This is a genomic window from Clostridium sp. RTP31139st1_H3_RTP31139_211217, assembly GCF_040227035.1.
Classification (GTDB): domain Bacteria; phylum Bacillota; class Clostridia; order Clostridiales; family Clostridiaceae; genus Clostridium; species Clostridium saudiense.
Map to the genome: position 1 here is coordinate 32,498 of NZ_JBCOAB010000026.1, position 20,167 is coordinate 52,664.

A 20,167-nucleotide genomic window follows, 5' to 3' on the forward strand; every position below is an offset into this window, starting at 1 on the left:
ATTTTATTATATCAGCTATTTTTTGTCATTCTCATAAGTTTAATTACATATTTAGATATATAAATAAATCTAAAAAAATAAAAAGGGGTTTAACTATGGGAGAAAAGATAAAAATACTTATTTTAATGGGAATGACAATGAGTTTAATGGCTTGTGGAGTGGTAGATAAAAATGTTAGAGGTAATAATATTACAATAACAACAAGTATTGAAAATAAAAATGAGATAATAGAAAAGGTAGAAGGAGCAGAGGAAGATATTATTGAAGAAAACAAAGAATTTGAAGCAATAGATTTAGAGCCAACTATTAATATTAATTATAGTTATGAAGTTATAGGGGATAAAAGCATATGTTCCGATATTTTATTTACTGAAAAATATACAGATTTAGAAGGAATAGTTACTTTTAGAGGAAATAATTTTAGAAATACAGCTTCTTATGGAATAAGCAAAATATCACAAAAAGAGTTAAATGTAAAATGGAAAACTTCAACATCATTTAGTTCATGGGGAGGAGGAGCAGGGTGGACTGGTCAACCGTCGATAATTAAGTGGGATGAAGAGTTGAAAAATTCAATGAATATAGATGATAAATTTAAAAGTAAAGAAAATTTTACTGAAGTAATATATGCTTCATTAGATGGGAAAGTATATTTTTTAGATTTAGAAACGGGAGAGAAAAGCAGAAGTGTTATCAATGTAGGAAATCCAATAAAAGGTAGTCTGTCAATAGATTCGAGAGGAATTCCAATGCTATATGTAGGTGAAGGTATTAATGAGAGTGGAGTAACTGGATTTAATATTTATAGCTTAATAGATGGAAGTAGTTTATATGAAATTAATGGATATGATGAATATGCATATAGAGGATGGCCAGCTTTCGATTCTTCAGCATTAATATACTCTGATGGGGATATAGTAATTGAAGGTGGAGAAAATGGAATTTTATATATTACAAAATTAAATACTGATTATGATAAGTATACTAATACTGTGTCAGTAAATCCAGAAATCTTAAAATATAGATATTATACTGGAGAAGGTTATGGTAGGCTAGGAATTGAAAATAGCGTAGCAGCATATGCAAATTTATTATATTTTGCAGATAATAATGGAGATATTCAATGTATAGATTTAAGGAAGATGGAACCTATATGGGTTATAGAAGGATTAGATGATATAGATGCTTCAATCACAATTGAAGCTGAAGAAGGAGTTCCTTATTTATATGTAGGGGATGAGGTAGATCATCAAGGGATAAGTGGAATATCAACAATTAGAAAAATAAATGGATTAACAGGGGAAGTGGTTTGGAAGAATGAGTTCTCTTGTCAATCAGTAGTTGGAACAGATGCAACTAATGGAGGAGTATTAGCTACTAATGTTATAGGGAAAAATAATATATCAGATTCAGTGATATTCTCATTGGCTAGATATGATGGATTTAATAGTGGAGCTATTATTTCAATAAATAAAAGTACAGGTGAAATACAATGGGAAACTAAAGTGGATAATTATTTGTGGTCATCACCTGTTGATTTTTACGATAAAAATGGAAATGCTTATATAATTCAATGTGATTCTATAGGAAATATGTTTTTAATAGATGGTAAAAATGGAGAAATATTAAATAGTTTAACTTTAGATGCCAATATAGAAGCATCACCAGCAATATATGAAGATACAATAGTAATAGCAACACGTGCTGGGAGTATTTATGGTATTGAAATAAAATAATAATATAAAGAAAAGTTAATATAATGATGCAAAAAAGCAAATACTGATTTCAAGTTAAATTGGAAAGTTCTAACTTAAAAAGAATTCAAAAAATGATATTTACCATAATGAATATTATAATTTAATTTTTAATGTAAATTATAATATTCATAAAGTAAATATCGTTTTTTATTGAAATAGTATTTTGTTATAAATCTTGTAATCTTCCTTTATTTTTAAGGTGAGAAATTAATTTTTCAGGATCATTCATGATTAACTCTTTAGGCATTTCTATTTTTTCAAATAATTCAATTCCATTAGAAAAATCACCAATTCTTAAATTAATATGAGCATCAGAAGTTAAAATAACTTTAGTCCCATGTTCTTTACAAAGACGTGCAACTTTTTCACAGTTAACATCACTTCCAATTCTTGACGAGCCAGATAAAGAACTGTTATTAATCTCAATCATAATATCCTTTTCTTTGGCTTTTTTTACAATTGCATCATAATCAAGTTTATAATTTGGGTTTCCTAGATGACCTAATATTTCAACTTTTTCATATTTATCCATTGTATTTAAAATAGCCATAGTATTTTCTTCTAAAGATTTTGGCTCAAATACAGGTTCGTGAAAAGAAGCAATCATATAATCTAAGTTCTTTATAGCATCACTAGGCATGTCAAGATTACCATCAACATCTAAAATATTTGCTTCACACCCTTTTAAAATTATGACTCCATTTATTATTCTTGGAAGAACCTTTAGATTACCAAAGTACCAGTAATGTGGAGCCCCGGGCATAGTAGGAGCATGTTCTGATGTACCTAAAATTTTAATGCCTTTTTGTGAACAAAAGTTAATATTCTCCATAAGAGTTGTGTATGCATGGCCGCTCACTATAGTATGAGTATGCAAATCAGATAAGTAATTCATAAAATTCTCCTTTATCGTATAATTAAAGTAATTGTATTTATAATTAAAGTATATTTATTTTTAAGTTAAACTTCAATAATATAAGAAAGAAATAATGTTTAAATTAAAATTAAATGTTTAATTTATATAAAAAAATGAAATTATAATAAATGAATAGAAAAGTTAAAAAAAGCAGTTTAACAATTTAACAGTTTAGTATAATAAAGTAAAGTGATAATATGATAAAATTTATATATTTATATTAAATAATATTTAAATAAAATAAGTATAAAATAATATAAGTTTAATTATATTATATAAAATATACTATTTTGTGAAAAAGGTAAAGTAGAAATAATAGTTTTATTATGATAGTATATATTTTGAAATCAAATTCGACAAAAAAAGCTATAATATGAAAAAAAGCTTTTTTAAACTAAGGAGGAAATATTATGAGTAATAATAAAGGAAAATTAACTTTAATTGCATTAATACTTATGATTTTTACATCAGTATTTGGATTTAATAATATTCCAAGGGCTTTTTTCCTTATGGGATATTCAGCAATTCCATGGTATATTTTTGGTGCGATATGCTTCTTTATTCCATATGCATTTATGATGGCTGAATTTGGAGCAGCATTTAAAGAAGAAAAAGGTGGTATTTACGTTTGGATGCAAAAGTCTATTGGTAGAAAATTTGCATTTATTGGTACATTTATGTGGTTTGCATCATATATAGTTTGGATGGTTAGTGTATCATCATCTATATGGGTTCCACTTTCTAATTTAATATTTGGAACTGATAAAACATCTACTTGGTCACTATTTGGACTTACTTCTTCACAAACATTAGGTATTTTAGGAGCAATTTTTGTTATATTAATTACATTCTTATCATCAAAAGGTTTGAATAGTATTTCAAAAGTTGCATCAATTGGAGGTATATTTGTAACAAGTGCAAATGTATTATTAATAGTTGGTTCATTAATTGTATTTTTTGCTAACGGTTTTAAAGCAGCACAACCACTAAAGCTATCAGAGTTTGTACATTCACCTAATCCAGCTTATGGAACTGTTTTAGCCGTATTAGGATTTCTAGTATTTGCTATATTTGCGTATGGAGGATTAGAAGCAGTTGGTGGACTTGTTGACCAAACTGAAAATGCTAATAAAACATTCCCAAAAGGAATTAAAATTTCAGCAATAGTAATTGGGGTAGGGTATTCTTTAGCAATATTAATGGTTGGTTTATTCACTAATTGGCAAGAAGTACTTTCAAATCCTGATGTAAGAATGGCAAATGTATCATATGTGGTTATTAAAAACTTAGGAGTTAAGCTTGGAGAGGTATTTGGATTATCTCCACATGGAATTGAAATAATGGGGACTTGGTTTGCAAGATATATTGGATTGGCAATGTTCTTAGCATTATTAGGTGCATTCTTTACACTAATTTATTCACCATTAAAACAATTAATAGAAGGTACACCAAAGGAAATATGGCCAGAAAAATGGACCGCAATAAATGATAACGGTATGCCTGTAAATGCAATGTGGATGCAATGTATCGCAGTTGTGGCTATTATTATAATTGCTGTAATAACAGGCGGAAAATCTTCTAGCTTCTTAGATTATTTAATACTTATGGGAAATGTGGCAATGACAATACCAACAATGTTCTTAGCAATTGCATTTATTTATTTCAAAAAAAATGATATTATAGATAAACCTTTCATTTTCTTTAAAAGTAAAACAGTTGCAACAATATGGGCTATAATAGTAACTTGTACTGTTGGATTTGCTAATATATTTACTATATTACAACCAGCAATTGAAACTAAAGATTATGTTTCTACAGGATTCCAATTAGCTGGACCAATAGTATTTGGATTAATTGCTTTCTTCTTAATTTCTAAATACGAGAAAAGATATGGAAGAAATAAAGATTCAATAGATAAAATAGCATAATAAAAAAGTACCAAACGAAGTTGTTTGGTACTTTTTTATTATAAACCTGTAACTTGTATATCTTGTAGTAAATGTTTATATTTTAAAAATTCAGCATATAATGAATCTATACGTCGTTCTAATACTTCTCTCTCTGTAATTTGAGCTGTTTTCTTCAAATCAGATGTAAGTTTTTGAATTTCTTCATCAATTGCCCACATTTCTTTCATTATTTCATATGCATTATTTTTCATAATAATCCCATCCCTTTTACTGTAAAGTATTGAAATATAATTATTTCTAATATAATTATACCATATAATATATATTAATACAAAAATGATTTATTTAACAGTAAAATATTAACAAATAATTAAAAAAATATAAAAAAAGGAAGTAAAATGTTATTTAGAAAGGTTTACAGAAAAATTATTCGCAAATATAGCAATAAACTATTTCAAAAATATGGAAATGTGGTAAAATATTATTAGAATTTAAGAAAAAAATTAATATTTAATTTAAATAACATAAAATTATAATTATAAAATAGGATAGCACAGTTTAAAAACAGGAGGAATTTTAAGATGAAAAAAATATTATTTGTCGCTTCTGAAAGTGTACCATTTATTAAAACAGGTGGATTGGCAGATGTTGTAGGATCACTTCCAAAATCATTTCCAAAAGAAGAGTTTGATGTAAGAGTTGTGATACCAAACTATACATGTATACCATGGGAGTACAGAAGTGATTTTAAATATATTACACATTTTTATATGGATTTAGGACAAGTTTCAGGTAGTGAATATGTTGGTGTATTGACAACCCAATATGATGGAATTACATTTTATTTTATCGATAATCAACGTTATTTCGGAGGGAATACTCCATATGGAGATACTAGATTTGATATTGAAAAATTCTGCTTCTTTAGTAAGGCAGCTTTATCAATTTTACCAAGTATAAATTTCAAACCAGATATAATACATTGTCATGATTGGCAAACAGGTGTATTACCTGTGTATTTGCACACAATTTTTAGAGATAATAATTTCTACGATAATATAAAAACTATAATGACAATCCATAATTTAAGATTCCAAGGAATCTGGGATATTAAGACACTTCAAAAGATTACCAATTTCCCGGATTATGTGTTTAGACCTACTGATATGGAGTATAATAAAGATGCTAATATGTTAAAGGGTGGAATGGTTTACGCAAATTATATAACTACTGTAAGTAATAGTTATAAAAATGAAATACAAAATGATTACTATGGTGAAGGACTTGATGGAGTGGTACGTCAAAAATCAGGTGATCTTTATGGTATATTAAATGGTATTGATTATAATGAGTATAATCCTGAAACGGATAATGAAATATTCAGTAAATATAATAAATACAGCTTTATAGAAAATAAATTATATAATAAAAGAGGCTTACAGCATGAATTAGGATTAGAACAAAATGATAATAAATTTATGATAGGAATTATATCAAGATTGACTGACCAAAAGGGTGTAGACTTAATTGCTAGAGTAATAGAAGAAATTGTAGATGATCACACTCAATTAGTAGTACTTGGAACTGGGGATAAAGGTTATGAAGATATGTTTAGATATTATGAATGGAAGTTAAAAGGAAAGGTATCAGGAAATATTTATTTTTCAAATAACAGAGCTCATAAAATATATGCAGCAGCTGATGCAATGCTTGTTCCGTCAAGATTTGAACCTTGTGGTTTAACACAACTTATATCATTAAGATATGGAACCGTTCCTATAGTTAGAGAAACAGGTGGTTTAAGAGATACTGTTGAACCATTTAATATATATTCTGATTGTGGTACAGGCTTCTCATTTGCAAATTATAATGCCCATGAAATGCTTAATACAATTAATTATGCTAAACATATATATTTTAATAATAGAGATAAATGGAATGGTATAGCATTTAGAGGAATGGAAAAAGATTACTCGTGGGGAAATTCAGCACAAGATTATGCTGGGCTTTATAGGAAACTAATGGGTGAATGGTAAAATATTAGGACGTTATAAAGTTGTAGAAATTAAACTTCGTAAGTTTAAAGGATTGAATATTATTTATAGAATATTTTAATATATAAGTATGTAGTATGAATATAAGTAAGAGTTATAGTAATTAGAATATCTTAATAACTAGCCACAATGTATTAAAAATATGTTGTGGCTTTTTATTTATTTCTTTGATGAATTTTTATTGGAGTTAGTTCTTGAACATCCCAATAAAAAACCTACGCAGCTACTTATTAAATCTTTAAACTGTATTATAGATGGAGTGGCTTCCTCAGGAATTAGGTTGAAATCATATCCGATAATTAGTGAGAATAAAGCAATTACACAAACTGATAAAGCAACTATAACTTGAAAAGATTTATTACAAATGTAGTATTTTAAATCATTTGTAATGTTATTAGATTTATTTTTACTTTCAACCATATAATTTTTATCATCACTTTTTAGAGTTTCTTCTTTAACTTCTTTATCATCATCATTTACTGTAACAATTATTGGAGAGTTAGAGTCATTACTCTTTATAACTTCATGTTTTAAAAAATTTTCGCTTAAAAAATAACCAAAAATAGAAGCAACACTAGTACGTACGATAACGCTAATAGAAATTCCATTATTTGTTGTAGGTTCAGGCATAAATAAATTATAAACACATTGAAGTAAAAGGATAAACATTATAATTATTAACGATTTATCACTAATAGATATTTGACTCCAACATTTAATTAATGCATGTAAGAGTGTATTTTTATTCTTTTTCATAAGTTTACCTCCTTTGCTATAATATATCTTATTAATTTACGTTTATATATGTTACATATTTAAATGATAAATCTAATTTACTTAATTAAATTTATATAAACATAACTAATAATGATAATAGGATGAAAAGATGATATAATAATTAAAAAGATATACTAGGAGGATAAAATGAAGTTTGATGGAATAATATTTGATTTAGACGGAACATTATGGGATTCAACTGCTGAAGTAGCAAAAACTTGGACAAGTGTAATTGCAAAATACAATTTAAATCGCAAAGAAGTAACTGTTGAAGATTTAAAACCATGTATGGGAAAATTATTAGATGAGATAGCAAGTATTTTATTACCAGAGTTAGATCCTAAAAAGCAAATGCAAGTAATAAAAGAATGTTGTGAATATGAAAATGAATATTTAGGTGAATATGGTGCAACACTATATGATAAATTAGAAGATACATTAAAAGAATTATCAAAAAATCATAAATTATTTATAGTGAGTAATTGCCAAGATGGTTATATAGAATGTTTTTTTAAAGCACATAAATTAGACAAGTATTTTATTGATTATGAATGTCCAGGAAGAACTGGATTACCTAAAGGCGAAAATATTAAGTTAATAGTTGAAAGAAATAATTTAAAAAATCCTGTTTATGTAGGTGATACCCAAGGAGATGCAAATGCAGCTAAATTAGCAAATGTTCCATTTATCTTTGCAAAGTATGGATTTGGAAACGTAGATGAATTTTTTAATTCAATAGAATCTTTTGATGAATTATTAGAAATAATATAAGTAAGGAGAAGCAAATGATAAGTAAAAAAAAGCTAAAAGAAGATATAATAACATATGACATAATTACTTATAAAGACGAAGATGGAAAAGATATTGAATATGTTGAAGTAACTTTAGTAGATAGAATTATTGATGTTTATATGGATACAAGAGAGGTAAATATAGGAATTTTGGCTAATAAAATAATTGAAGATAACTTATATGAGGAATAAATAAAAGTCACCAAATTTGGTGACTTTTATTTATATTGAAATAATAATATTTATGTATTTAATTTAATTATTGTTGGATTTAATATGACTTCTAAATATTTTATTCATGAATAATGTATTTTAAATAAAAATAAATATTCGTAAATTGACGAATTAAAATAAAGATAAAATTGTTATTAAGTGTTTATAAAACAAATAAAACTTTGTATAATAAATATGAAAATATAATATTACGAATAATTAAAAATATTACAATAAATTATGATGTAAATTAAAATGTAAGGAATTAATATGAAAATTTATGGTTATGAAAATAGTTCAATAAGTGAAGAAAAATATTTATATAAAGCTTTAGGGATAGATTTAAAAGAAAAAAATATTATATCTTTTGTTGGAGGTGGTGGAAAAACAACCTCTGTTTATACATTGGCAAGAGAGTTAAGTAATTTAGGTAAAAAGGTTTTAGTTACAACTACGACACATATGCATATGCCGAATGATTGTATAGATTTTAAAGGTGATGTTAAAGAAATAACTGAAAGACTAAAAATACATAATTTAGTAACAGTAGGAATTAAAGAAAAGAATGATAAAATTTCAAGTGTTGGTGAAGATATAGCTGAAGCACTAATAAACTTATGTGATTTTTTAATAATTGAAGCTGATGGTGCAAAAATGCTACCGCTTAAAGCTCCAGCAAGTCATGAACCTGTTATTTTGAAAAATACTACAATGGTTGTTGGTGTTGCAGGAATAGATTCGTTAAATAAAAGTATAAAAGAAACATGTCATAGACCACAGCAGGTTTGTAATATATTAAAGCAAAATGATAATTATGTTATTAAACCTAAAGATATAGCTATTTTATTAAGTAGTGAAAAGGGACAAAAAAAAGGCGTTCATGAATGCAAAAATGCTATTTATATAGCATTAATTAATAAGGTAGATAACAAGGAATTATTAGATTTAGCAGAAGAGATATGTGAATATTTGCAGCAGAATAATATAAAAAGTATAATTACAAGTTATAAAGAATTTAATGAGGTGTAGAAATGCTAATAGTTATTAAAGGTGCAGGAGATTTAGCAAGCGGAATAGCATATAGATTAAAAAAAAGTGGTTTTGATGTTGTAATGACAGAAATAGAAAATCCTACAACAGTAAGAAGAACAGTAGCTTTTTCTCAAGCTATATTTGATAATGAAACAATTATTGAAGGAATTAAAGGAATTAAAGTTAATAGCATAGATGAGATAAATGAAGTAATAAGTCAAGGTAATATACCTGTTATGATTGATGAAAAAGCAGAAATTGTATCAAAGTTAAAACCAAATGTAGTTGTAGATTCTATAATTGCAAAGAAAAATTTAGGGACAAGTATAGATGATGCACCAATTGTTATTGGTGTAGGGCCAGGATTTGAAGCAAAGATTGATTGTGATTTAGTAATTGAAACTAAAAGAGGTCATTATTTAGGAAAGGTGATAGAAAAGGGGAGTGCAATACCTAATACCGGAATTCCAGGGAATATTGGTGGATATACTAAAGAAAGAATTATAAGAGCTTCGGCAAATGGTAAAATAAAGCCAGTTGTTAAAATTGGAGATTTTGTTAAAAGAGGTCAAGTAGTGGCTTATGTAGATAAAGAAGAAGTTTTAGCACAAATTGATGGAATAGTTAGAGGAATGTTACAAGAAAATATAGAAGTATTTAAGGGTATGAAGGCTGGAGATATTGATCCACGATGTGAAAAAGATCATTGTTTTACAATTTCTGATAAAGCAAGATCTATAGGTGGAGGAGTATTAGAAGCAATAATGTATATGAGTAATAAGAATAAATAAATGAAAGAGTGGGGAGAAAGTTATGAAAAAATTTATAGATGCTAAAGGAAAGAATTGTCCAATACCAGTGATAATGGCTAAAAAGGAAATAGAGTCTGGAGTTAATTTTTTTGAAATTGAAGTAGATAATAAAATTGCAGTTGAAAACTTAAAAAAACTTGCAAAAAATCAAGGATTTGAAATAAAAATTACACAAGATAAAGATAATTTTAAAGTTGACTTTTCTAATGGATGTGAAGAATGTGAGGATATTTTGAATAAATTAGAAGGGAAAAAAGAATTAGGAAATTGGGCTGTATTTGTTAACAAAGAAATTATTGGTAGTGGTGATGATGAGTTAGGTAAATCATTAATGAAGATGTTCTTGTATACTATTTCTGAAGGTGAAGATTTACCAAGTTCAATTTTATTTATGAATGGAGGAGTAAAAGTTCCAACCCTAAATGAACAAGCAATCGAACACTTGAAAGTTTTGGAATCTAAGGGGGTAGAACTGTTAGTTTGCGGTGCTTGCCTTAATTTCTATGGTTTAGAAGAACAATTGAGTGTAGGAAAAGTTAGCAACATGTATGATATAACAAATGTTATGAAAGAGGTATCAAAAGTAATAACTATATAATTATAAAAGATTAGTGAAATTTATTAAATTATATTATGTAGCGTATAATATTAAATAATGAGTCAGCATAATTAGTACAGTTTATCTAAAATAAACAGTAGGTTATGCTGACTTTTTAATTGTATATTATTTTATTATTATTGAATGGGATTGTTTATCAGTAACAGTACCAATAATTCTTGTCCAAGGATTATTAAGTTCCATTCTTGATATAAACTCTAAAGCATCTTTTTCTGGCATTGATAAAAGAAGACCACCAGAAGTTTGAGGATCTAAAAGTACATCTTGCATTTCTTGAGTAACAGAAGAATCACATCTAAAAATATCTTTTAAATATTCTAAATTATTGTACATACCTTCAGGAATAATTCCCATACTAGCATACTCTAAAGAATCATTAAGAAGAGGAATTGAATTAGAATAGAACTCAATAGTTTTATTACTTCCACTTGCCATTTCATACCCATGACCTATTAGGCTAAATCCAGTTATATCTGTACAAGAATTAACACTTAAGTTTTTTAAAGAATCCTTAGCATATTTATTTAAAGTTGTCATTACATTAGTTACTTCTTTAATTTTTTCAGCAGATAGTAATTCAGCTTTAGTTGCTGTATTTAAGATACCTATGCCTAAAGGTTTAGTAAGAACAAGGACATCGCCAGTTTTAGCATTGCTGTTAGTAAGTATTTCATTAGGATGAGCAAAGCCAGTTACACAAAGTCCATATTTAGGAGTAGGGTCTGCAATAGTATGACCACCACTAACAACTGCACCAGATTCAGATACCTTACTGTATCCACCAGCTAAAATATCATGCATTATTGATGTATCTAAACAAGATGGAAAGCATAATAGATTCATTGCAATTGCAGGATCACCACCCATAGCATAAACATCACTTAATGCATTAGTAGCAGCAATTTGTCCAAATATGTATGGGTCATCAACCATAGGAGGAAAAAAATCAACAGTTTGAATAAGAGCTTTGTCCTCACTTACTTTATATACACAAGCATCGTCTTTTTTATCAAAACCAACTATAAGATTTGAATCTTCAAATTTAGGTAGATTTTTTAATACTGAATCTAAAACTCCAGGACCTATTTTTGCAGCACACCCAGAAGTTTTAGTTAAGGTAGTTAATTTTATAGTATTCCCCATTTTTTCTCCCTTCGAATTAAGAAATAAATATTTTTTATATATGATTATTATAAATAAAAAATAAAAAATTATAAATATATATGGAAGAATTTATTTAATTATGGTATAGGTATATAGGACTAAAAAAAAGATGGAAAATATAAACAACCATGTTCTATCATAAAGTATTAAATATATAAACTTATAGCTTTTATATTAGAGAAAAGAGAGGATAAGATAATGTTAATAAGCAAAGAAAAAAATTTTTATAAGCTAATTTTAAGTATTGCTTTACCAATTGCAATACAAAATTTAATTACGTTTGCAGTAAGTATGGTAGATACTATGATGCTAGGAGCATTAGGAGAAGTTCAATTATCAGCTGCATCAATTGGAAATAATTTATTCTTTATATTGACGATATTAATATTTGGACTAGCTGGGGGATCTAATATTTTGATATCACAATATTGGGGAAGAGGAGATGTAAAAACAATACATAAAATACTTTCAATAATGTATAGGGGTTGCTTAATAATTGCAGCTATATTTATTTTTATAGCAATAGTATTCCCGAGTCAGTTTATGAGAATATATACTACTGATACAAGGGTAATAGAGGAAGGAGTTTCATATTTAAGAATAGTTTCTGTTGGATATATATTTTATGCAATAACAAATTGTACAATAATGATGCTTCGTTCAGTAAAAACAGTTAAAATTTCATTAGTTGTATATAGTTTATCATTAGTTGTTAATGCATTTTTTAATTATATATTAATTTTTGGTAATTTTGGTGCACCAGTATTAGGTGTTCAAGGAGCAGCAATAGCTACGGTTATAGCAAGAATAACTGAATTTAGTATAGTTTTAATTTTTATGATTAAATTTGAAAATAAAATATTATTAAAGGCTTCACATTTATTAAAAGTAGATAAAATAATTTTTAAAGATTTTTTAACAAATTGTACACCAGTATTATTTAATGAATTTTTATGGTCAACTGGGTCAACAATGATTTCTATTATACTTGGAAGGCTTGGAACTGAAACTGTAGCGGCTAATAGTATAAGTAATGTAGTATTTCAATTTGTAACTGTATTTATATTTGGACTTTCAAATGCAACTGCGGTAATTATAGGTAATACTATAGGTGAAGGCAAGAATGAAAAAGCAAAAGAGTATTCACGAACAGTTGGTGTACTTAGTATAATAATGGGGATTATGGCAGGGGGCGTAATTTTATTAATAAGGCCTATTGTAGTTGATTTTTATAATGTATCTCAAGTAACTAAAAATATAGCAGTTGAAATTATGGGATCTATGTCAGTTATAGTTATATTTCAAAGTTTTGGAGTTACATTAATGATGGGAGTTCTACGAGGTGGAGGAGATGCAAAGTTCGTCTTAATAAATGATATTATTTTCTTATGGCTTGTAGCTATACCTTGCGGATTTATTGTAGCATTTATATTAAAATGGCCAATTGAAGCAGTATTTTTTATTGTGAAAAGTGATGAGGTAATAAAATCAATTATTGCAGCTGTAAGAGTATTAGGAGGTAAATGGGTAAGAAACGTAACAAGAGAATTTGAACTTGAAGGAGCTTAATTTTTGGCTTAGAATGATATTATTGCCAGTATTATTTTGTGTAAATAAGAGCACTCTAATTAATGTAATTATTTATTACGTTAATTTATTTAAGTGAGGTGAAAATAGTTTGGCAAAGAATAGAAATGAAAAAAAGCCTAAGCAGAAGAAGAAGGCTAAGACAAAAATTGTTCAAAGTGATGAATTACAATAAATTATTATAAAAACATGCATATGAAAAAGTGTAATAAAGCACTTTTCTCATATGCATTATTTTTATTTCAATTATTGTTGTATTAATTTGTTTAAAGCATAACTAAACACTTTAAGATATTTATTAATTCTACTATAAAGCATATGTATTATTGATAATAGAAATCAATTTATTTTTATAATTAAACTATTTTAAAAAAATATTTTCTGGTATATAATGTAAATATATAAACCATGAAGGTTTAACTTAGTAAAGAATAAAGTTATACAATAGGGCCATGAAGGTGCTAAATATTAGAGCTTATCTATAAAAAATATTTTTATAAAGGAGTAGATATTATGCACATGGGAGATGCCTTAGTTTCAGGGGCAGTAGGTGGAACTATGTTGGTAGCAACAGCAGCTGTTGCTACATATAGTGTAAAAAAAATAAATAGTGATATGGATGAAAAAAAGATTCCATTAATGGGTGTAATGGGAGCTTTTGTTTTTGCGGCTCAAATGATTAATTTTACAATACCAGGCACAGGATCAAGCGGACATATTGGAGGCGGAATTTTACTTTCTATTTTATTAGGACCTTATGCTGGATTTTTAACAATGGCAGCTATACTGCTCATTCAGGCGCTTTTCTTTGCTGATGGTGGATTACTAGCTTATGGATGTAATGTCTTTAATATGGGATTTTATGCATGTTTTATTGCATATCCATTTATTTATAAGTTTATTAATAGAAAAGGAATAAGTACAAAAAGAATATTTGCTGGTTCGGTTCTAGCATCTATAATAGGACTTCAGCTAGGGGCATTTAGTGTTGTTTTAGAAACATTGTTATCAGGAAAAACTGAATTGCCATTTACTACCTTTGTATTATTAATGCAACCAATACATCTTGCAATTGGATTTATTGAGGGGCTTGTAACTGCAGCAGTAGTAACTTTTGTATGGAAAGCAAGACCAGAAATTTTAGAAAAATCTTCAGATGGAGAAGCTTATGGAAATATATCTATGAAAAGGGTATTAGGTGGATTAATAATTGCAGTATTAATTGTTGGAGGAATGTTATCTTGGTTTGCATCAGCTAATCCAGATGGATTAGAGTGGTCTATGGAGAAAACTGCTGGAACTACAGAATTAGATTCGCCAGGAGGAGTACATGATACATTATCAAATATTCAAGAAAAGACTGCATTTCTTCCAGATTATAGTTTTAAGTCACAAAGTGATAATGAAGAAGAATGGCCAGCAGTTAGTGTAGGGACAAGTATTTCGGGAATTATAGGTGGAGCATTAACATTAGGACTAGCTCTTTTAATAGGGTTTGGAGTTAAGTTTATAAAGGGAAAAAGAAAAAAAGTTAATGTTCATTAAGCTTTAGGCAAGGCAAATTCTTTGCCTTGCCTTTAAATTTTAAGTAAAGGTTTGATAATAAATGGCTAATATAATGAACTCAATTTACGAAATTAATACCTTAGATGATTTAGCAAAGAAAGATACAATAATTCATTGTATTCATCCATTAGTAAAATTAATAACTACATTTTTGTATTTAATATGTGTAGTATCATTTAATAAATATGAAATTAGTGGATTAATACCTTTTGTATTTTATCCCATTCTTATTACTTCTTTAGGAGAAATACCATTAGCTCCAATATTAAAAAGAGTTTTAATAGCAGCACCATTTATACTAGGAGTAGGAGTTATAAATTTATTTTATGATAAAACTCCAATGAATGTAGCAGGAATAATAATTAATAGTGGATGGATAACTTTCTTATCTTTATCTATAAAAATTTTGCTTACAGTTGTAGTAAGTATTTTACTTATAGCTACTACGGGAATGGAAAATTTAGCTTGTGCATTAAGAATGATAAAAGTACCAAAGATATTTGTAATGCAAATTTTATTAACATATAGATATATTTCAGTTTTAGTTGAAGAAGCATCAAGAATGATGAAAGCATACTATTTAAGAGCACCAGGCCAAAAAGGAGTTAAAATGAAAGATTTAGGCTCTTTTATAGGACAGATGCTTTTACGTACCTATGATAGAGCTCAAAGGGTATATGAAGCAATGAAGTTAAGAGGATTTAATGGAGAATATAATAGTACTGCTTCTTTAAAAATTAAATTATCAGATTATTTATATTTAACTATTTGGTGTTTATTTTTCATAGTAGCAAGAAATTTTAATATACCTATTTTAATAGGAAATTTATTTTCAGGAGTGATCGGATAAATGATTCATCATAAACTACAGGTAAGAAATTTAACTTTTTCTTATCCAGATGGACAAGAAGCAATTAAAAACATGTCTTTTGATATAATGCCTGGTGAATCTGTTGGAATTATAGGAGCAAATGGGGCTGGAAAATCTACTTTACTTATGCTCTTAATGGGTATATTAACCAGTAAAAATGGTGAAATAATAGTAGGGGAAGAGAAATTAAATAAAAAAACATTAAGTAAAATAAGAGAAAAGTTAGGTATGGTATTTCAAGATCCAGATGATCAATTATTTATGACAACTGTATATGATGATGTGGCATTTGGTCCAAGAAACTATAATTTGCAAGAGGACGAAGTTGAAAGAAGAGTTATGAAAGCATTAAATTTAGTAGGAATTCCACATTTAAAGGATAGAGCACCTTTTAAATTATCTGGTGGAGAGAAAAGATGTGCAGCTATAGCTTCTGTATTATCTATGAAACCGGATATATTAATAATGGATGAACCCACATCAGCTTTGGACCCTAAGTCAAGGCGAAACTTAATAAATATGCTTAATAAATTTGAACATACCAAATTAATTACTAGTCATGATTTAGATATGGTTTTAGATACATGTAATAGAATTATAGTAATAAAAAATGGGGAGATTATTGCTGATGGATCATCTAAGCAAATATTAAGAGATAGTGAGTTGCTTGATACATGTGGACTAGAAATTCCTTTATCTATTCAAAATTGTCCTATTTGTGGGAGAGGTAATAAGCAGTTTGTTAATAAATAGGGAGGGATTATGAAGATAGCAGTTATTGATGGACAAGGTGGCGGAATAGGAAAGGCAATTGTAGATAGGCTGAGGAGAACTTGCAATGAGGAGTTAGAAATAATAGCACTTGGAACCAATTCTTTAGCAACATCAATGATGTTAAAGGCTGGAGCTAACGAGGGAGCCACAGGTGAAAATGCAATAGTTTATAATTCTACAAGAGTAGATATGATATTAGGGAGTGTTGGAATAGTTTGTGCAAATTCTTTTTTAGGTGAATTAACACCTAAGATGGCAGAAGCAATAGCAGAAAGTTCTGTAAAAAAGGTACTTATTCCTTTAAATAAATGTAATGTACTAGTTGTAGGCATAGAAAATAAATCGCTACCACATTATATTGAAGATGTAGTTGAAATAGTTAAAAATTATGGAGGTAGATAATATGTGTGAGGCTAATGTTTATTTAATTGATAGAGAGGGAAGAGAAAGATTATTACTTGAGTCAGTAGATAAAATTATACCTGGAGAAGAAGGAATTTTTTTAGAAAATATATTTAGTCAAAGAAAAACGATTAGAGCAAAAATTAAAGAGATGGAATTAGTTAATCATAAGATTATTTTAGAGGCTGAAAAATAAAGTAATTTATGCTATAATTTATACAAGTTTAATTTAGGAGGTATATTATGTCAATTAAAATGTTACATACTTGTATAAGAGTAATGGATTTAGAAAAATCACTAGAGTTCTATAAGAATGCTTTAGGACTTGTAGAAACGAGAAGAAAAGATTTTCCAGAGCATAAATTTACATTAGTTTATTTATCAGATGTACCAGGTGGTTATGAAGTAGAGCTTACTTATAACTATAATCCAGAAGTTCCTTATGATTTAGGAAATGGATTTAGTCATATTGCTATAGCTCATGATAATATTGAGTCTTTAAGAGAAAAGCACAGTGAAATGGGATATGAAGTTACTGATTTAAAGGGGCTTCCAGGAGAAAAACCTCATTATTACTTTGTAACTGATCCAGATGGATATAAGGTTGAAGTTATAAGAGGATAATTACTTTAAGAAGTAAGGGGGATATAGAAATTCTTTAGGAGTTTGTATAAGTTTCTTTACTTCTTATTTTTTTAGGTATTTTAATTTTGAAATTAAAATATTTCAGAATACAGTGGAATAAGTGTATTAGTAGGAAAAGTTAAATGTAATGAATATTCCTAGTATTAAGTGAATTTTTAATAAGCAAAGGAGAAAATAATGGATTGGTATTGTGCAGTATGGAATAGTGATAGTGTAAGTAGTGCAGTTGGAGCACAGATTTTATATGAAATGTTATGTGAAGGAGATAGTTCTTTAGTTGGAGATATAAGCTTAATAGATGAATTTTATGAAGATTTAATTGATAAAAAGCTTAATATTGAAATTGCTAAGGGAAAAGGATTTGTAATAATTGGATGTATGCTTGAAGATGCTGAATATTTAAATGACATAATATCTGAAATGGCAAAATCACATGGATTATCATATTTTGAACCACAAAATATGACTTATATTTTTTAAGTATAAATTTATTTCTTATATATAACATCAATTTTCACATAAATGTAAATTGATGTTTTTGTTATTATATTTAATTTTAATTTACGTACAAGTTTTTGTCTAACCTAAATAATAGAAGTTTATATTTAGTGATTTTTTATAATATAAAGAAAAATAATATAAAATATAAGTAGTATACTATTAAAAATAGATATGAAAGGTAATACAATATGGAAGAAATAAAAAAGAGAACTATTAGAGGCAAGGAAGATAAAGATGAAAGATTTTTTTCAAGTAAGGAGATAGAAAGATTAAGGCATGCACAAGAAGAAGTAGTTTGGTTGCTTAATAGAAATTATCCTATTAGTAATATAATTGATTTTGTAGGGGGAAGGTATCAATTTTCAACAAGACAACGCATGGCAATTAGAAGGGCAAGTTGCTCAATCAAGGATTTAGAAGTGAGACGAGATAAGGAGATAAGTGTGTCTAGTTTAAAGGGAAAAACTATTAATATAGATGCATTTAATTTTATTATTTCTCTTGAGGTGGCATTATCTAAGGGATTATTAATAAAGTGTATGGATGGAGCTATAAGAGATTTAGCAGGACTAAGAGGTACTTATAGATTAATTGATAAAACATATGGTGTATTAGAAATCTTAGGAAAAGCTTTTAGAAGTCTAGAATTAGAATGTGTTAACTTTTATATAGATGCCCCTGTTTCTAATTCAGGAAATCTTAAAGCTGCAATTTATGAAGCTGCTGAGAAGTGGGAAGTTAATGTAAATGTTGATATAGTTATTAATCCTGATGTTATACTTGAAAAGAGTAATTACGTTGTAAGTAGTGATTCTATTATTTTAGATAAATGTGATGGTTGGATTAATTTAGTTAGTTATATTATTAAAGAATATATTGATAATGCTTGGGTTATTAATTTAGAAAAATATAATAGTGAAAAGAGAAATTGATTAATAATATTTTGATATTAGATAAAAGGTTAGAAGTACAAGTGTATTTTTAACTTTTTTTATTTAATAATATTGATATATAATAAGATAATAGAGTTGATAAAATTTAAGAGAGAGTGATGAACATATGCCAGTATATCAATTAAGTGATGAAATAATGTTTCCAAATCCTGATTTAGCAGAAGAAGATGGATTATTAGCAGTAGGTGGAGATTTAAGTTTTGAAAGACTTATCTTAGCTTATTGCAATGGTATTTTTCCATGGTACAGTGAAGGTGAACCAATTTTATGGTGGTGTCCAAAGCCGAGATTTATAATAAAGCCAAGTGAGATTAATATATCAAAATCAATGAAAAGAGTGTTTAATAAAGGTGAGTTTAAGGTTACTTTTGATAAAGATTTTAATGAGGTAATAAAAAACTGTAAAGAACTTAGGGAAAATAAAGAAGGAACATGGATAACTAATGAAATAATGGAAGCGTATATCAACTTACATAAAAAAGGTTTTGCCACAAGTGTTGAGGTATATAAAGATCAAGAACTTGTAGGAGGACTTTATGGTGTTAAGATAGGAAAGTGTTTCTTTGGAGAAAGTATGTTTTCAAAGAAAAGTAATGCGTCTAAAGTAGCTTTAATAAGTATTTGTAAAAAGCTTGAGGAAGAGGGATATATTTTTCTAGATTGTCAAATGCACACAAACCATTTAGAAAGTATGGGTGGAAAGTTTGTTAGTTGGAAAGAATTTAAGGTAATGTTAAAGGAAGGACTGGGAGAGTAGATAGATTTGTGTAAAAAACAAATCTATCTACTCTTTTTTTGTATGATTAGTTGGTAGATTTGGAAT

The 20,167-nt window shown here is 27.6% G+C and carries 22 protein-coding genes; 18 read left to right on the forward strand and 4 right to left on the reverse strand.

Annotated elements, in window-relative coordinates:
- Nucleotides 1-95: 95 nt before the first annotated feature.
- Nucleotides 96-1,736 (forward strand): outer membrane protein assembly factor BamB family protein, encoded by a 1,641-nt coding sequence (locus ABUA17_RS11635; protein ID WP_055291517.1) that lies wholly within the window; start codon nt 96-98, stop codon nt 1,734-1,736.
- A gap of 187 nt (nt 1,737-1,923) precedes the next feature.
- Here ABUA17_RS11635 and ABUA17_RS11640 read toward each other — a convergent pair whose 3' ends face one another.
- Complete coding sequence (locus ABUA17_RS11640; protein WP_042393947.1) at nt 1,924-2,652, reverse strand: phosphatase; 729 nt, start codon at nt 2,650-2,652, stop codon at nt 1,924-1,926.
- 428 nt (nt 2,653-3,080) lie between these two features.
- On the opposite strand from ABUA17_RS11640, the gene yjeM reads away from it, so the two are divergent.
- The gene (gene yjeM, locus ABUA17_RS11645) at nt 3,081-4,601 is read left to right on the forward strand and encodes a glutamate/gamma-aminobutyrate family transporter YjeM (RefSeq protein ID WP_349818033.1); all 1,521 of its coding nucleotides are present in this window, start codon (nt 3,081-3,083) and stop codon (nt 4,599-4,601) included.
- Nucleotides 4,602-4,639: 38 nt separating this feature from the next.
- Here yjeM and ABUA17_RS11650 read toward each other — a convergent pair whose 3' ends face one another.
- Entirely contained in the window at nt 4,640-4,834 is a 195-nt protein-coding gene (locus tag ABUA17_RS11650) for a hypothetical protein (RefSeq protein WP_042393952.1), read from the reverse strand.
- 330 nt (nt 4,835-5,164) lie between these two features.
- Between ABUA17_RS11650 and ABUA17_RS11655 the strand changes: the two genes are divergently transcribed.
- The gene (locus ABUA17_RS11655) at nt 5,165-6,619 is read left to right on the forward strand and encodes a glycogen synthase (RefSeq protein WP_055291518.1); all 1,455 of its coding nucleotides are present in this window, start codon (nt 5,165-5,167) and stop codon (nt 6,617-6,619) included.
- Between the two features lie 177 nt (nt 6,620-6,796).
- On the opposite strand, the gene ABUA17_RS11660 is transcribed toward ABUA17_RS11655, so the two are convergent.
- Entirely contained in the window at nt 6,797-7,393 is a 597-nt protein-coding gene (locus tag ABUA17_RS11660; protein WP_042393956.1) for a hypothetical protein, read from the reverse strand.
- 168 nt (nt 7,394-7,561) lie between these two features.
- Between ABUA17_RS11660 and ABUA17_RS11665 the strand changes: the two genes are divergently transcribed.
- From ABUA17_RS11665 to yedF, 5 genes are all read left to right on the forward strand, one after another.
- On the forward strand, nt 7,562-8,185 hold the full coding sequence (locus tag ABUA17_RS11665) for an HAD family hydrolase (protein ID WP_042393959.1): 624 nt from the start codon (nt 7,562-7,564) through the stop codon (nt 8,183-8,185).
- 14 nt (nt 8,186-8,199) lie between these two features.
- Entirely contained in the window at nt 8,200-8,397 is a 198-nt protein-coding gene (locus ABUA17_RS11670) for a hypothetical protein (protein WP_042393962.1), read from the forward strand.
- 291 nt (nt 8,398-8,688) lie between these two features.
- Complete coding sequence (gene yqeC / locus ABUA17_RS11675; protein ID WP_349819614.1) at nt 8,689-9,447, forward strand: selenium cofactor biosynthesis protein YqeC; 759 nt, start codon at nt 8,689-8,691, stop codon at nt 9,445-9,447.
- Nucleotides 9,448-9,449: 2 nt separating this feature from the next.
- Nucleotides 9,450-10,241, forward strand: a complete 792-nt coding sequence (gene yqeB, locus ABUA17_RS11680) for a selenium-dependent molybdenum cofactor biosynthesis protein YqeB (protein WP_042393968.1) — start codon at nt 9,450-9,452, stop codon at nt 10,239-10,241.
- 22 nt (nt 10,242-10,263) lie between these two features.
- Complete coding sequence (gene yedF / locus ABUA17_RS11685) at nt 10,264-10,860, forward strand: sulfurtransferase-like selenium metabolism protein YedF (protein ID WP_055291519.1); 597 nt, start codon at nt 10,264-10,266, stop codon at nt 10,858-10,860.
- Nucleotides 10,861-10,986: 126 nt separating this feature from the next.
- On the opposite strand, the gene selD is transcribed toward yedF, so the two are convergent.
- Entirely contained in the window at nt 10,987-12,024 is a 1,038-nt protein-coding gene (gene selD, locus ABUA17_RS11690) for a selenide, water dikinase SelD (RefSeq protein WP_042393974.1), read from the reverse strand.
- A gap of 219 nt (nt 12,025-12,243) precedes the next feature.
- Here selD and ABUA17_RS11695 point away from each other — a divergent pair, with 219 nt between their 5' ends.
- The 10 genes from ABUA17_RS11695 (at nt 12,244) to aat (ending at nt 20,101) form a co-directional block, all read left to right on the forward strand.
- Nucleotides 12,244-13,614 carry an MATE family efflux transporter gene (locus ABUA17_RS11695; RefSeq protein WP_042393977.1) on the forward strand — a complete coding sequence of 457 codons (1,371 nt, stop codon included), beginning with the start codon at nt 12,244-12,246 and terminating at the stop codon, nt 13,612-13,614.
- A gap of 531 nt (nt 13,615-14,145) precedes the next feature.
- On the forward strand, nt 14,146-15,177 hold the full coding sequence (locus tag ABUA17_RS11700) for an energy-coupling factor ABC transporter permease (RefSeq protein WP_042393981.1): 1,032 nt from the start codon (nt 14,146-14,148) through the stop codon (nt 15,175-15,177).
- Between the two features lie 61 nt (nt 15,178-15,238).
- Complete coding sequence (cbiQ, locus tag ABUA17_RS11705; RefSeq protein ID WP_042393983.1) at nt 15,239-16,048, forward strand: cobalt ECF transporter T component CbiQ; 810 nt, start codon at nt 15,239-15,241, stop codon at nt 16,046-16,048.
- Nucleotides 16,049-16,822, forward strand: a complete 774-nt coding sequence (locus tag ABUA17_RS11710) for an energy-coupling factor ABC transporter ATP-binding protein (protein WP_042393987.1) — start codon at nt 16,049-16,051, stop codon at nt 16,820-16,822.
- A 9-nt stretch (nt 16,823-16,831) separates the two neighbouring features.
- Nucleotides 16,832-17,245 (forward strand): DUF3842 family protein, encoded by a 414-nt coding sequence (locus tag ABUA17_RS11715; protein ID WP_042393990.1) that lies wholly within the window; start codon nt 16,832-16,834, stop codon nt 17,243-17,245.
- A 1-nt stretch (nt 17,246) separates the two neighbouring features.
- A complete protein-coding gene (locus ABUA17_RS11720) occupies nt 17,247-17,441 on the forward strand; it encodes a CooT family nickel-binding protein (RefSeq protein WP_042393996.1) in 195 nt (64 codons plus the stop codon).
- A 47-nt stretch (nt 17,442-17,488) separates the two neighbouring features.
- Nucleotides 17,489-17,869 (forward strand): lactoylglutathione lyase, encoded by a 381-nt coding sequence (gene gloA / locus ABUA17_RS11725; RefSeq protein ID WP_042393999.1) that lies wholly within the window; start codon nt 17,489-17,491, stop codon nt 17,867-17,869.
- A 198-nt stretch (nt 17,870-18,067) separates the two neighbouring features.
- Nucleotides 18,068-18,370 carry a hypothetical protein gene (locus tag ABUA17_RS11730; protein ID WP_055275114.1) on the forward strand — a complete coding sequence of 101 codons (303 nt, stop codon included), beginning with the start codon at nt 18,068-18,070 and terminating at the stop codon, nt 18,368-18,370.
- Between the two features lie 209 nt (nt 18,371-18,579).
- A complete protein-coding gene (locus tag ABUA17_RS11735) occupies nt 18,580-19,323 on the forward strand; it encodes a DUF434 domain-containing protein (RefSeq protein WP_042394005.1) in 744 nt (247 codons plus the stop codon).
- A 127-nt stretch (nt 19,324-19,450) separates the two neighbouring features.
- Entirely contained in the window at nt 19,451-20,101 is a 651-nt protein-coding gene (gene aat / locus ABUA17_RS11740; protein ID WP_349818200.1) for a leucyl/phenylalanyl-tRNA--protein transferase, read from the forward strand.
- Nucleotides 20,102-20,167 lie beyond the last annotated feature (66 nt).